The sequence below is a fragment of the Stenotrophomonas sp. 78350_Sma genome, assembly GCF_056482105.1.
The window spans coordinates 4,427,664-4,440,536 of the sequence record NZ_CM151182.1 but is presented as its reverse complement, the minus strand read 5'-3'; the positions used below and the strand labels follow the sequence as shown (position 1 = coordinate 4,440,536).

The following is a 12,873-nucleotide window of genomic DNA, read 5'->3' as shown; positions in this document are numbered from 1 at the left end:
TTCCTGCGGAGGGGCGTTTGATGGTGCGGCAGGTGGTCTGCGGGGGCTATCAGGGATTGTTGGCGAATTGGCTAGGAGGATTCTGGCCGGTGTTCGCCTGGTCCACACTCGCCAGAGCACCCAGAGCACGCCTCGACCAACAGTGGCTCTGCGTCTTCCTAGAGTAACCGTCCCAGTTTCCGCTGAGAGTTCATCCAGCGCTCGAGGCGGATGCGCACGCGTTCGATATCCGGCGCCCGCCATCGTGCATCGGCAGGCATCCGGATCAGCACGCGCGAGGGTGCGTTCTCCACGTCCATCACCAGCACGCCCTTGCACCGGATCTCGAAGGACGTCGCCCCGGCATGGCGCGCGTGCAGTTCAAAGCCCTCGTGGGCTTTCGCAGTGACGAAGCCCAGCGCATCACTGTGCAGCAGGCGGTAATCGGCCGGCTGCAGCTTCTGGTAGGCCCACACCTGATCGCCCGCTGGCTCGGGCCAGCCCATCCACACCGCCGCCATGATCGAGGCGCACACCGCCGCAGCGGCCAGGCCGTGCTTCTTCATTCGTCACCCCCGTACACAGGCAGAAAACCCAGCGCCATAAGTGCGCTCAGTCCTTGGGTCGCATCCGCTCGTGGATGAAGGCGGTCAGCGCCAGATCGGCCATCACCAGCCCCTCCATCACCCGGTCACCCACGTACTGCTCTCGCTCGCCGTTCTGGCGCGTGCGCTCGGCCGCCAGCAGGATCTCCTGCATGATGCGCTGGCCGGTGAGCGCGCAGTCGGCATCGGACAACGCCATCTGCCGGCTGCGTAGATGGTGCCGCTCGGGCCAGGGTTGGCCGTCGGCCGCAGCGCCCGCGCCGATGGCGTGCAGGATGGCGATGAGGCTGTTGGGGTCCAGCGCAGGTTTGGGTGACGGCGCTTCGTGGATGGGGCGCGGGGGCGGGGAGTGCGGTGTGGTCATGGCGGGCTCCGTGCATGCAGGCAGAAGCCGCCACCGATAAAGGTGGCGGACAGGGCGTGGCTCGAAAACCGGTTGCTAGACAAAGCCGGCGGGCACGAGGCCCCCACGCCCCGCCCGCCATAGCCGGCAGACGGATTGCCAGCCGGCACCACGCGCGGTGGTGCCGGCTGGCAAGCGCAAACTTACGTCTAGCAATCCGGGTTTTCGAGTCCCGACCACCGATGCACGGTGGCGCAGTAACGATTACCTGCTGTTGTGCGGAATGCCAACGGGTAGGGGTCAATGCCGCCAAAACCCGAGACGCTTTTGGCATTGTCGCATAGCGTGGAAAGGGGCGAGAGCCTTGGCGTGCCAGGCGCAGCGGCACTTCTGGAACGGAGTCGTCAGAACCTTCCGCCAGAGACGCAGGGCGCGGCAAATGCGACAGCACTCGCTCATCGGGCATGTGTGATCGCTCATGCAACCGAACCGCTGCGACACCCGCGAGATGGTTTAAATGACTTCTTGCCTATTGAACCTACCGAGTGCCGCGCGCAACCTGACTACTGATGTAGTCACTCAAGATCGCCCTGGCCGCAGTAGGAAGGTTCTGCAGCGTTCGACTGGATTCCACCCACTGGCGCAGGCCAAACAAGGACCACTGTACATGTCACGCCGCAGCCGACTGCTTCTCTGCGCGGGTCTGGTCCCGCTTCCGTGGTTCCTGTTCTGGACCAGTGTTGCCGCCGTGTTCGCACCGGGCTACAACCCGCTTGCGCAGCACGCCAGCGAGCTGCTGCAGGCGCCAACGCTCGCAAGCATCTGCGGCAGGATCGCCGCCCTCGGCTCCGGCGTGGGCTTCGTGGCGTTTGCCATCGGGGTGTGGCGGGAGTCCGGTCGGCGGATTGCCGTAGGCGCGATCTGCTGGTTGGTCTTCGGCATTTCCATGCTGACCAACGGGCTCTGGCCCATGGGCCATCCGATGCACGGCTTCTACACCATCGGCATCGCAAACATCATTGCACCGGCGATGTCGCACATCGAATTGAGCGCGTGGTCTGCCAACCGAAGGGCGTACGCCGTGACCGCGATGGTGAGCATCGCGAGCATCGTCTATCTCTGGTTGAACGTGGTGGGCGCGGATCCGGAGGGCTATAGGGGGCTGACCCAGCGTTTGTTCTCGTCGATCAACTCGCTGTGGCCGTTCCTGGTGGCACTGTATCTGCTGCGAAGGGGTTCAAGCGCGCTGAAGGTGCAGCCTGCGCATTGATGGTGGCGTGCGACAGGAACATAGAGGACCGATCAAGAACTTCTCGATTCTCCGGCCCCAGCTCAAGTTGATCTTCTCGGGATTCATGCCAGGGTGCTCGCTGTTCAAGCCGTGGGCGCTCTTCAACCATCTGTTCCTTGGTGCTGGCACCTCGGGTGGCAAGAGGGGAAAGGTCGTGCGCGCCTTCTGCTATAAGTAGCGCAACCGCGCCCGGAGGGCCTTCAGGAAGATAGTGGACTCATGGAGTTGTACTGGCGCTTGTTCACCAATTGCACATCGCAGCAGGCGGCTCTCAAGGTCGCGGCGCGGATGTTTGAGCAAGCAGGTCTTGAAGTCAGCAATCTCCACGCCGAGCCATATCACAAGGGCGGCTTCGTGGTGAGTGCTTGCTCCCGTCATGCCGCGCAATCGTGGCCTGAATTTGTGGTTCTTGCCCTGGCTTCGGCTCAGTGCACCGGCCGCGGATGGCTCCTGAGTGGCTCAATTGCAGAAGAGCTGGATGCTTGGTCCAGCCATTCCTTGGTTTCTGGTGTTTCGTCTATCCATATCCAGGCGGAAAGGCGGGAGTGACGAATCGCTGGGGTAGATGCCTAGTTCTGGCATGAAGCAGCCCATAGACCGAGGTCGCTAGCCGGTAATCATCTTGCAGTGGCGCGGTAAGAGTCGAGCTTGAGAAGCGCGTAGCCAGCTGGCCTGGCGGGGCCCAGACTCTCGCGCCACTGTTCCTCGATCTGGAAGGCTCCTGCTCTTGCGATTGATGTCCGCTCTTGGCCGGAAGTGGACATAGAGCATGGCCGACATGCCGATGCGGCACCTGAAGTACACTCCCACCATTGGGCCGAATGCCGGGAAGCAGCTCTCTGAATGGCAGGCGTCCTTAGAAGTCAAGAATTAGGAACGGCGTGATGGTGCTCTTCAGATCATGAGGAAGAGGCCCGATATGAAGCGAATTGCAGCAGGCTGAGGACTACTGGGATGTCCGGGAAAGCACCAAGAGGCTCGATAGGATTGTCTACCAGGGTGCTGCGAATTTTGCGGGCTCCATACTCATATGCATTTCTCGTTGCGAGCAACCTGGAGATGTGGGCCGAGTTCGACGCAGGTTGGCGTCGCTTCGGCGGTTCGGTTCTTGTCGCAATCTTTATGGTCCTTCAGACGATCTTCGTGATCATGCTGCTGAGATACTTAGGAGCTGACTTCCTGGAGGGTCGAAGTAATCCGCCATTCTGGATCATGCTTGTCTCGGCGTTTGCGCTGGCTTGGTTCATCTCCGGATCAGGCGCCAAGAATGGCGAATCTCTAGCTGTCGGGCATGACGGAAAGTGGGCAACTATTCTTGCGATCTACCTTATACCAGGGGTGGGCTTGGCGCTGACTCTTCTCTGGAAGCAGTACATACCATTTGCAGTCGTGCACGCGCTGATTATCGGATTCCTCTATTTTTCGTATGGGAAGTATGTTGTACGGCGACTCGGTTGATGGACGTCCGGCGCGAAATCGGGAGTGCGTCAGTTCACCACTGGGGGCTTGCCCTGGCAGTTTCGTGAGCTTGTAAGCACGCCGGTAGAAAAATTGCTGCATGTGCGCCTCCATCTCGGTTGAGTTGGATTCAACGACAGTCTCCACATGCTACGAACAAGAGCGACCATTACGGGTCATTCCAATGTCCTCGCACGAGGAACAGCTGGATGCAGATTTCAAGACCATTTTCCCGAAGCTCAACGTATCGAGCTGGCGTATGCGGATCATGGAAAAGCTGGCCGCCGATGCGCACCTAGTGGCATGGCGGGCGGCGCTGTGGCAATTGGCGAGCGACGGTGCTGATGTCACTAAGATCGAGTGTTTCATCACCGATGCGGATGGCGACAGCCCGAGATCCAAAGCGAGCGCCACTTTGGCGATCACGGCCCCCGTTGCTCCTGAGTGGCTGGCACTATTCGGATGCTTCGTCCGCATTGCGCGACCGTCGCCCTCCTCCAGCTCTTCAAGAGATCTGCTCATTTTTCAAGGATCGGCGAGTTTGGAGCGGCATGAGGACGATGCTCTGCACCATCGGTGGATGGCTAGGGCCAGTCCGCAGCTGACGCCTGCCCTATCCGCGGGCCCTTGCAACCAAAGGTTTTGAGACCTCGCGCAACATAGGAAAAACGTGCACCTATGGTTGCCCGTCTACGAGATCGTCGCCATCGAACTGCTCAACCGCGAACAGATGCCGGACAACAGCGCGTTGCCCCGTCTCAATCTGGTGGTCTCGCAAGCCTGGCTGGCGAACAGTTCGCGGCAAGCTGGAGCGATGTGCTGAACCGCACGATCGCCTACGAGCCCACTCAGACTTGTGTACGGGGCGTCCGCTTTTGGCCGAAATCAGACAAAGCCCGATATCCAGCTCTATTGCTCTTCCGTCAGCCGCAGTGGGCGCCCTTCACCCCATCAATTGATGATCTCCCCACTCCCCGAAGCAACAAACGCCTTCAACTGCCGAACGAATTCCGGGTCGTAGAGCTCCCACTCCACAATCTCCCCAACCACCCGCAACGGCTGCGCACTCCGGTACGACCGCGTCGGGTTCCCGGGAAACTTCTTGTTGGTCACGTTCGGGTCGTCCTCAAACGGCCCGGTCGGCTCCACCACATACACGCGCGGCCGCCCCTCGCCCCGGGCCATCTCGGCAGCCAACCCGGCGCCCTTGGCAATCGTGGTGAAGTAGATGTGGTTCATCACCACACTGTCGCGATAGTTGGAGCGGTAGCCCGCGCTCAGCAACTCGCCCACCGCCAGATCAGCGCGGGTGCCGTGATAGAACGGCCCGGCGACCTGGTCGCAGGTGTCATGCGAAACGGGTGTCCATTCGGTGTCCTGCGCCATCGGCACTGCCCCTGCGTGTCCTGCCGGATCGACAGGCCGGCGAGTCTAGGGCGCCCGGTGGGCCTTGCTGCAAGGCCCCATCCGGGAAATAATCTGTAAACGGGAGGCGCGGTGCGCCTCCTTTTTTCATTCTGCGGCGCCGCGCCCTTCCAGCTCGCGCACGGCGGTTTCCAGTGCGTCCAGCTTCTGGCGGGTCTTCAGCAGCACGGCACGTTGCACTTCGAACTCCTCGCGGGTGACCAGGTCGAGCTTGGCCAGGCCGGCCTGCAGCGCGCTCTTGAAGGTGGCCTGCAGCTCCTCGCGCGATTCGCGCAGGCCCGGCGGCACCAGGTCGCTGAGGCGACGGGCGAGGTCATCGATTTGATTCAGGTCGATCATGGGGTGCTCCGTGGGGGTGGGCCCGTGCATCCGGCGCGGGCAGGCCATTCGGGCACAAGGATACTGCTGGCGCCCACTGCCCGGACAGGCATTCGCGGCTTCGCACGGGCCGCGTTCAGGCGCTATCCTCCACGCCGGAAGACAGGAGATAGACGATGAAGATGGTCATGGCGGTGATCAAGCCGTTCAAGCTCGATGACGTGCGCGAAGCGCTGGCCGAGCGAGGGGTCACTGGTATCACGGTGACGGAAGTGAAGGGCTTTGGTCGCCAGAAGGGCCACACCGAGCTGTACCGTGGCGCGGAGTATGTGGTCGATTTCCTGCCGAAGGTGAAGCTGGAAGTGGCGGTGACCGATGACCAGGTGGAGGCGGTGGTTGAGGCCATCGTGAAGGCCGCCGGCACCGGCAAGATTGGTGACGGCAAGGTGTTCGTGTACGACCTGGGCAGCGTTGTGCGTATTCGTACCGGCGAGTTGGACGCGGACGCGTTGTAAGTGGGGGTGTGGGCGGCCAACTACAGCGGGGGGGGGGGGGGGGCTGGACCGCTGCGCAGTCTGGGCGCCGGGATGCTTGACCCCTTTGTCGTAGAGTCGAGCAGGCTCGACTCTACAGACGGGATCGGGCGGCGCGAACACCCGTATGCGATGACGAGCCCTCCCGGTGTGATCAGCCCGGCGGAATGAGGGGGGACGACCGCCACTCCGGCAGACCGAGCGCACGACGGGTGCGCGTCACAGTGGCGGCGATCTCTGCCTCGAAGCCGCCATCAGGTTGCAGCAGCGGCATGAGTTCGGCACAGCGTTGCTTCAGCACATCGACCCATGGCGCTGGGTGGGTTTCCGTAGCGGCCAGTGCCAAGTGCCTGCGACCCTCGTCGTAAGCGCCCGCGAGCCCGGCAGTGATGCCCGCATGAATGTGTTCGCGGATGCCCGGTTTGGGGTGGCGGCTCATCAATGCACGCACATGCCCCGGGGTGGGGAAACGGTCACGCAGGGCCAGTACCTCGGCGGCGGCCTGCTCGGCCAGTGCCTGTGCGGCCGAGGCAAACTCGGCGCTTTCGGTGAAGCGTTCGAATCCGGCAACGCGGCCGCCCACGTCGAAGGACAGATAGTCCTTTTCTTCCCAGAGCCAGCAGGCGCCGACATTGAGGTAGCTGCCCCTGTCCCATGCCGAAGGCTGGAACTCGACCACCCCGACCCACCAGCCCTGGTCGTCAAGCCAGGTGCGCGAACGGCCCTTTTGCACGCAGCCCAAGGGGCGCAGTATGGATCTTGCGGCTAAAGTCAGCAGGCGGGTGTGTTCAGGTGTCGGCATCCCCAGCGTCCTTGCGAGTGGCGTGCCGACGAGTATCGCAGAGCAAATCGGGCGTGTGACCCCGGGCAAATGCAGGGGCATACGGCAGTCGCGCAAGCAATGCAGGGGCGAACAGCGCTTAACGCCGCTTCGCCCACTTGTAGAACCGCTTCCAGCCCTGCCGCACGGCGGCAACCCAGCCCGGGTCGGCCACCAGTGCGGCCTGCGCGGCGCTCGGGGCCTGGCCGGTCACACGCTGGCGGATTTTCAGCAGGTTCTTCATGTCGCTGCGGCGCATCTGCCGGCTCAGTGGGCCGCGGCGCAGCCAGCGGGGTACGCGCCAGGCGGAGGTGAAATCCAGCAGCACCGGCACGCCGCCACTGACCACCACATTGGTGCCATGCAGGTCGTTGTGGGTGATGCCGGCGGCGTGCAGGCGGCTGAGCGCGTGTTGCAGCTGCTCGAACACGTCATTGCCGACGGCCTGCGCGGTGCTCAGGGTCTGGCCGGGGATGAACTCCATGCCCAGCGCCAGGCCGCCCAGGGTGCCGAGCAGCGCGGGGGCATGCTTCCAGCCGCCGAGGCGCTGCAGCATGCGTGCTTCACGGCGCACCATCAGCCGCGCGATCAGCGAAACGGGGGTGCCGCGGTAGCGGGAGTAGTCCTTGACGACCGCCTCGCGCCCGTCCAGGCAGGTGCGGTAGACGTCGGGGGCCAGGAAACGCTCGCCGCGCTTGAGCAGCAGCGGCGCCGCGGCGTTATCGCCGCAGGAGGAGGGGGGAGTAGCAGGGAAGTACATATCGGGGTCTCGGACGACCCGGTGGGTGGCGCAAAGCGTCAAGCGAACCGGTGTTACAGGGAGTTACTAAGTTTTCGTTAATTTTAGTACTCGCCAGTTCGCTATTCCACGATTTGTCGGAGAAATGTCGGGGTCGTGGCTGGAACAGTTCGTCACGCGGAATCGGACAATATTGTCTCACTTGCTGCTGGGCCCTTTCATGCCAAGGGCCGTGCCGTCTTCATCCAGCATGGGCGCGCGCCAGGAACGGCAGCAGCGCCGCACGAAGTTGATCCAACCCCGGTTGCTCAACAGGGAAATGGCCGCATCCGTCCAGCAGCACCCGCTGCTTCGGGGCGGCCAGCCGCTGGTAGAAGCGGTCGCTGATCGCTACGGGTGTCCAGTCGTCACATGCGGGGTGCAGCATCAGCACTGGGCAGCGGTTGAACTGTTCTGGTTCAAGTGCCGGTGCGGTATGGAACAGCGAGGCCAAGAGACCAAGCGGTACGCGGTTGCCGCCGCCCAACGGATCGGCGCAGACCAGTGCCGTCAGCCCAGGATTGCGTGACATCCGCTGCATGTGGGTGAACCAGCGAACGGGCACGCGCAGGCCGCGGCTGACCTTGCTGAGCGGGCGCAACCCTGGAAGCAGCCTGCGCATCCAGCGCTGCCGCACCAGCGCCGCCTGGACCACCGGGTCGCGTGGGTCCGCCAGGGTCGTGGCCGCCAAGCCCTGCACCCACGGCGATTCAGTCGCTACCAGATAGGCCAGATAGCCGCCGATGCTGGCACCGAGCAGGACAAATGGGCGCGGTCGGCGCCGATGCTCGGCATCGATCAGCGACAGCAGGGCCCGCTTCCAAGCGGCGTAGTCCACTTGCTGCCACGGTGCGGGGCTGAGCCCGTAGCCGGGCAGGTCCGGTGCCAGTACTTCATATCCGGCGGCTGCCAATTCCGCCGCCAACGGTGCAAACATGCGGCCATAGCCCCCAGCGCCGTGCACCAGCAGTACGGTCAGGCCAGCGTCGGTAGGTCCGTGTCGATCCATCCTCAGGCGACCCTGGGCCCAGGCAACGACCTCGCTGCGTGGGGCGGCGGCCTCTACCGGAAGGTCGAAAAAGTCGCTGTAGCGGCCGCTGAGGGGGGGATAGGGAGCAGTCTGCGAGTCGGGCATCGCGGAAGTGTAGGCCACCTGTTCAGCAACACCGCGCTGAATGCCCTGTTTCCCTGACTTGACCCCGACGCACGGCCTGCCGACCATAAGCTGTTAACCCGCGACATCGGCGGCCGCCCCTTCCTGGCACGTCCCCGTCCCTGCCGCGGTCCCCACCGGTGCTGGCCGCCTGGCCGTGCATCGCCCCGTTTCCCGTTCCGGCTGCGGCTGGAGGAAAGTGTTTTGATCATCAAAATCGTACTTGCAGCGCTGTTCGTCGCCTGCGTGCTGTACATCCACTTCCGTGGCAAGGTCCGCGCGCGCTGGTCGCGCCAGCTGCTGGACCATTCCAGTTTCATGGCCCCGATCAACGTGGTCATGTACATGTTCTCGAAGGTGCCGACCACGCCGTTCCTGGACCCGGCCAAGGAGTTCCCGCAGCTGGAGCCGCTGCGCCAGAACTGGCAGATGATCCGCGACGAGGCGCTGGCGCTGCGCGATGCGCAGGCGATCGCGGCCTCCAGCACGTTCAATGATGCCGGCTTCAATTCGTTCTTCCGCCGTGGCTGGAAGCGCTTCTACCTGAAGTGGTATGGCCCTTCGCACCCGTCGGCCAAGGCGATGTGCCCGAAGACCACCGCGCTGCTGGAGTCGCTGCCGGACGTGCGTGCGGCGATGTTCGCGCAGCTGCCGTCGGGCAGCGAACTGCGCCCGCACCGCGACCCGTTCGCCGGTTCGCTGCGTCTGCACCTGGGCCTGGCTACGCCCAACAATGACGGCTGCTACATCGAAGTGGACGGCATCAAGAAGAGCTGGCGCGATGGCGAGTGGATGATGTTCGATGAGACCTACATCCACCACGCGCACAACGAGACGCCCGATGACCGCGTGATCCTGTTCTGCGACATCGCCCGCCCGCTGCGCTTCGGCCTGCCGAGCCTGTTCAATCGTGCGGTGGCAGCCACGCTGCTGGCCGGTGGTGCGTCGCCAAACCTGCCGGGTGACCCGACCGGTGGCGTCAACAAGGCGTTCGGCAGCGTCTACAAGGTGCGCCTGAAGGCCAAGGCGCTGCGCGAGCGCAGCGTGGTCGCGTATCAGGTCATCAAGTGGGGCCTGGTGGTGGCGGTGATTGCCGGTATCTGGGCGCTTTGATCGTTACATGAGGTTGCCGGCCAGCGGCCGGCACTACCGGAGCATGAAAAAACCCGCGCTGTTGCCAGCGCGGGTTTTTCTTTTGCATGGGTGGGTGCCAACCCTGGTTGGCACGCCTTACTTCAGTGCAGCCTGCACGAACGGCGGGGTCACCAGCACGCCGGTGTGCAGCGCGGCGGTGTAGTACAGGGTGTTGAAGGTCTTGGCGGCCGAGTCGGCCTGGCGGAAGTCGAAGCTGCTGTCGCCCTTGCGCGCCATGGTCACGCTCCACCAGCCGGTGGGGTAGCACGGCTGCGGGAACGGCAGGGTCTTGAACGAACCGAAGCCGGCCTTGCCCATCTCAGCGCGCATTTCGTTGATCAGGTCCAGCTGCATCAGCGGCGACTCGGACTGCTGCACCAGGATGCCGTCGTCCTTCAGGGCCTTGAAGCAGCTCTCGTAGAAGGCCTTGTTGAACAGGCCTTCACCCGGGCCGACCGGGTCGGTCGAATCGACGATCACCACGTCCACGCTGCCGGCCGGGCAGTTGGCCATGTAGGCCACGCCGTCGTCGAACAGCAGCTCGGCGCGGGCGTCATCGTTGGAATCGCACAGTTCCGGGAAGTGCTTGCGCGCCATCACCGTGACCTGCTCGTCGATATCGCACTGGGTCACGCTCTCCACGCCGCTGTGCTTGAGCACCTCGCGCAGGGTGCCGCAGTCGCCGCCACCGATGATCACCACGCGCTTGGGCGCGGCGTGGGTGAACAGCACCGGGTGGCTGATCATCTCGTGGTAGAAGAAGTTGTCCTTGCTGGTCAGCATGATGGCCCCGTCGATGGTCATCAGGTTGCCCCAGTCGGTGGTCTGGAAGATCTCGATCTTCTGGAACGGCGACTGCACCTCGTCCAGCTTGCCGGTGATGCGGTAGCCGATGGCCGAGCCGGTGCGCTCGAAGTGTTCGATGTACCAGTTGTTGCTGTCAGTCATTGAAAACAGTCCTGTTCGGAGGGGTGAAGCCGGGCTGGCGGGCGGGGCCGCGTGGCACAGATGCCACATCCGGACGGATCGGCCCGTTCAGGTTGAAACCTGTCACGGGCGCGGGCGCGCATGATAACGAACCTGTGGGCATATAGGCGTTATCATGCCCCCCCTTTTATTGCCAACAAGGCCGACTGAAATGACCGATTGGTCCCTCGACCAAGCCCGCAAGACCTACTCGATCCCGCATTGGGCGGACGGTTACTTCGACGTGGATCAGGCCGGGCACATGGTGGTGAGACCGACCGGGGCGGACGGCCCGGTGGTGTCGCTGCCCAAGGTGGTCGATGCTGCGCGCGCGGCGGGTGCCAAGCTGCCGCTGCTGGTGCGCTTCCCGGACATCCTCGGCCAGCGCCTGGGCAAGCTGCAGGCGGCCTTCGGCCAGGCCCAGCAGGACTGGGAGTACAGCGGCGGCTACACCGCCGTGTACCCGATCAAGGTCAACCAGACCCGCGGCGTGGCCGGCACCCTGGCCAGCCACCACGGCGAAGGCTTCGGCCTGGAAGCGGGCAGCAAGCCCGAGCTGATGGCCGTGCTGGCGCTGTCGCGCCCGGGTGGCCTGATCGTCTGCAACGGCTACAAGGACCGCGAGTACATCCGCCTGGCCCTGATTGGCCGCAAGCTGGGCCTGCAGACCTTCATCGTCATCGAGAAGCCGTCCGAGCTGAAGCTGGTGCTGGAAGAGTCCAAGGCGCTGGACGTGAAGCCGGGCCTGGGCGTGCGCATGCGCCTGGCCTCGCTGGGCGCCGGCAAGTGGCAGAACAGCGGTGGCGACAAGGCCAAGTTCGGCCTGTCGCCGCGCCAGCTGCTGGACCTGTGGAAGTCGCTGCGTGACACCGAGTACGCCGACTGCCTGAACCTGCTGCACTTCCACATGGGTTCGCAGATCTCCAACGTGCGCGACATCGCCAACGGCATGCGCGAAGCCACCCGCTACTTCGTGGAGCTGTCGCGCCTGGGCGCGAAGATCACCCACGTCGACGTGGGCGGTGGCCTGGGCGTGGACTATGAAGGCACCCGTTCGCGCAGCTTCTGCTCGATCAACTACGGCCTTCATTCCTACGCCAGCAACATCGTGCAGCCGCTGGCCAATGCCTGCGAAGAGTTCGGCCTGACTCCGCCGCGCATCGTTACTGAGTGCGGCCGCGCGATGACCGCGCACCACGCGGTACTGATCGCCAATGTCTCGGAAGTGGAAGAGGCGCAGGAAGGCCGCGTGCCGGACCAGCACGACGACGAGCCGGCGGCGATCCGCCACCTGCGCGAGATCCACGACGAGCTGGACGTGCGCCCGGCGGTGGAGCTGTTCCAGGAAGCGCAGCATTTCCATGCCGAAGGCCTGGCCAGCTACGCGCTGGGCCAGATCGACCTGCCGCAGCGTGCGCGCATCGACGATCTGTTCTACGCCATCGCCCACGGCGTGCGTGCGCGCCTGAGCTATGACGAGAAGAGCCATCGCCCGGTGCTGGACGAACTGAACGAGCGCCTGGTCGACAAGTATTTCGTCAACTTCAGCGTGTTCGAATCGATCCCGGACGTATGGGCGATCGACCAGGTGTTCCCGATCGTGCCGATCGAGCGCCTGGACGAAACCCCGGACCGCCGCGGCATCATCGCCGACATGACCTGCGACTCGGACGGCATGGTGGAAACCTATGTCGAGAACGAGAGCCTGGACAGCTCGCTGCCGCTGCACAAGATGAAGCCGGGCGAGAGCTACCGCATCGGCTTCTTCATGGTCGGCGCCTACCAGGAAATCCTGGGCGACATCCACAACCTGTTCGGCGATACCGACGCGGTGGAAGTGCTGGCCGATGCCGATGGCTACGCCATCACCCAGCAGCGCCGTGGCGACACCACCGATGTGATGCTGGATTACGTGGGTTACCGCCTGGACGAACTGCGTGCGACCTATGCGCAGCGCGTGGCCGAGGCCCAGCTGTCGCCGGAACGCGCGCAGGAGCTGTCGGAGGCGCTGGAAGCCGGCCTGACCGGTTACACCTACCTGTCCGACGAACCGCTGGTCTGATGGACGGC

General features: G+C 63.9%; 16 protein-coding genes. 8 read left to right on the top strand and 8 right to left on the bottom strand.

Going from position 1 to position 12,873, the window contains the following annotated elements; all coding sequences use genetic code 11:
* Positions 1 to 158: 158 nt before the first annotated feature.
* Both ACZK4H_RS20495 and ACZK4H_RS20490 read right to left on the bottom strand, forming a co-directional pair.
* Positions 159 to 545 carry a cold-shock protein gene (locus ACZK4H_RS20495; protein WP_428843488.1) on the bottom strand — a complete coding sequence of 129 codons (387 nt, stop codon included), beginning with the start codon at positions 543 to 545 and terminating at the stop codon, positions 159 to 161.
* A gap of 46 nt (positions 546 to 591) precedes the next feature.
* Positions 592 to 948, bottom strand: coding sequence for a hypothetical protein (locus ACZK4H_RS20490; protein ID WP_099554857.1), 357 nt, complete (start codon positions 946 to 948; stop codon positions 592 to 594).
* Between the two features lie 646 nt (positions 949 to 1,594).
* On the opposite strand from ACZK4H_RS20490, the gene ACZK4H_RS20485 reads away from it, so the two are divergent.
* The 5 genes from ACZK4H_RS20485 to ACZK4H_RS20465 all read left to right on the top strand — a co-directional run bounded on the left by ACZK4H_RS20485 (position 1,595) and on the right by ACZK4H_RS20465 (position 4,499).
* A complete protein-coding gene (locus tag ACZK4H_RS20485; RefSeq protein ID WP_099554859.1) occupies positions 1,595 to 2,197 on the top strand; it encodes a DUF998 domain-containing protein in 603 nt (200 codons plus the stop codon).
* A 240-nt stretch (positions 2,198 to 2,437) separates the two neighbouring features.
* On the top strand, positions 2,438 to 2,767 hold the full coding sequence (locus ACZK4H_RS20480) for a hypothetical protein (protein ID WP_099554862.1): 330 nt from the start codon (positions 2,438 to 2,440) through the stop codon (positions 2,765 to 2,767).
* A 510-nt stretch (positions 2,768 to 3,277) separates the two neighbouring features.
* Complete coding sequence (locus tag ACZK4H_RS20475; protein ID WP_099554864.1) at positions 3,278 to 3,676, top strand: hypothetical protein; 399 nt, start codon at positions 3,278 to 3,280, stop codon at positions 3,674 to 3,676.
* A gap of 184 nt (positions 3,677 to 3,860) precedes the next feature.
* Positions 3,861 to 4,322, top strand: coding sequence for a hypothetical protein (locus ACZK4H_RS20470; protein WP_099554866.1), 462 nt, complete (start codon positions 3,861 to 3,863; stop codon positions 4,320 to 4,322).
* 36 nt (positions 4,323 to 4,358) lie between these two features.
* Complete coding sequence (locus ACZK4H_RS20465; RefSeq protein WP_158230224.1) at positions 4,359 to 4,499, top strand: hypothetical protein; 141 nt, start codon at positions 4,359 to 4,361, stop codon at positions 4,497 to 4,499.
* A gap of 128 nt (positions 4,500 to 4,627) precedes the next feature.
* On the opposite strand, the gene arr is transcribed toward ACZK4H_RS20465, so the two are convergent.
* Positions 4,628 to 5,062 (bottom strand): NAD(+)--rifampin ADP-ribosyltransferase, encoded by a 435-nt coding sequence (gene arr, locus ACZK4H_RS20460; RefSeq protein WP_099554867.1) that lies wholly within the window; start codon positions 5,060 to 5,062, stop codon positions 4,628 to 4,630.
* Positions 5,063 to 5,188: 126 nt separating this feature from the next.
* The gene (gene ubiK / locus ACZK4H_RS20455) at positions 5,189 to 5,440 is read right to left on the bottom strand and encodes a ubiquinone biosynthesis accessory factor UbiK (RefSeq protein WP_005419983.1); all 252 of its coding nucleotides are present in this window, start codon (positions 5,438 to 5,440) and stop codon (positions 5,189 to 5,191) included.
* Between the two features lie 155 nt (positions 5,441 to 5,595).
* Here ubiK and ACZK4H_RS20450 point away from each other — a divergent pair, with 155 nt between their 5' ends.
* On the top strand, positions 5,596 to 5,934 hold the full coding sequence (locus ACZK4H_RS20450) for a P-II family nitrogen regulator (RefSeq protein WP_005411374.1): 339 nt from the start codon (positions 5,596 to 5,598) through the stop codon (positions 5,932 to 5,934).
* Between the two features lie 172 nt (positions 5,935 to 6,106).
* Here the strand turns inward: ACZK4H_RS20450 and ACZK4H_RS20445 are convergent, their stop codons facing one another.
* From ACZK4H_RS20445 to ACZK4H_RS20435, 3 genes are all read right to left on the bottom strand, one after another.
* Positions 6,107 to 6,754 carry a hypothetical protein gene (locus ACZK4H_RS20445; RefSeq protein WP_239503842.1) on the bottom strand — a complete coding sequence of 216 codons (648 nt, stop codon included), beginning with the start codon at positions 6,752 to 6,754 and terminating at the stop codon, positions 6,107 to 6,109.
* A 118-nt stretch (positions 6,755 to 6,872) separates the two neighbouring features.
* The gene (locus tag ACZK4H_RS20440; RefSeq protein WP_099554897.1) at positions 6,873 to 7,532 is read right to left on the bottom strand and encodes an RIO1 family regulatory kinase/ATPase domain-containing protein; all 660 of its coding nucleotides are present in this window, start codon (positions 7,530 to 7,532) and stop codon (positions 6,873 to 6,875) included.
* 220 nt (positions 7,533 to 7,752) lie between these two features.
* On the bottom strand, positions 7,753 to 8,772 hold the full coding sequence (locus tag ACZK4H_RS20435) for an alpha/beta fold hydrolase (RefSeq protein ID WP_099554896.1): 1,020 nt from the start codon (positions 8,770 to 8,772) through the stop codon (positions 7,753 to 7,755).
* Positions 8,773 to 8,910: 138 nt separating this feature from the next.
* Between ACZK4H_RS20435 and ACZK4H_RS20430 the strand changes: the two genes are divergently transcribed.
* Positions 8,911 to 9,816, top strand: a complete 906-nt coding sequence (locus tag ACZK4H_RS20430) for an aspartyl/asparaginyl beta-hydroxylase domain-containing protein (protein ID WP_185959249.1) — start codon at positions 8,911 to 8,913, stop codon at positions 9,814 to 9,816.
* Positions 9,817 to 9,933: 117 nt separating this feature from the next.
* Here ACZK4H_RS20430 and speE read toward each other — a convergent pair whose 3' ends face one another.
* Entirely contained in the window at positions 9,934 to 10,785 is an 852-nt protein-coding gene (gene speE, locus ACZK4H_RS20425; RefSeq protein ID WP_099554892.1) for a polyamine aminopropyltransferase, read from the bottom strand.
* Between the two features lie 190 nt (positions 10,786 to 10,975).
* Here speE and speA point away from each other — a divergent pair, with 190 nt between their 5' ends.
* Positions 10,976 to 12,865, top strand: a complete 1,890-nt coding sequence (gene speA, locus ACZK4H_RS20420) for an arginine decarboxylase (protein ID WP_012512349.1) — start codon at positions 10,976 to 10,978, stop codon at positions 12,863 to 12,865.
* Positions 12,866 to 12,873: the final 8 nt, after the last annotated feature.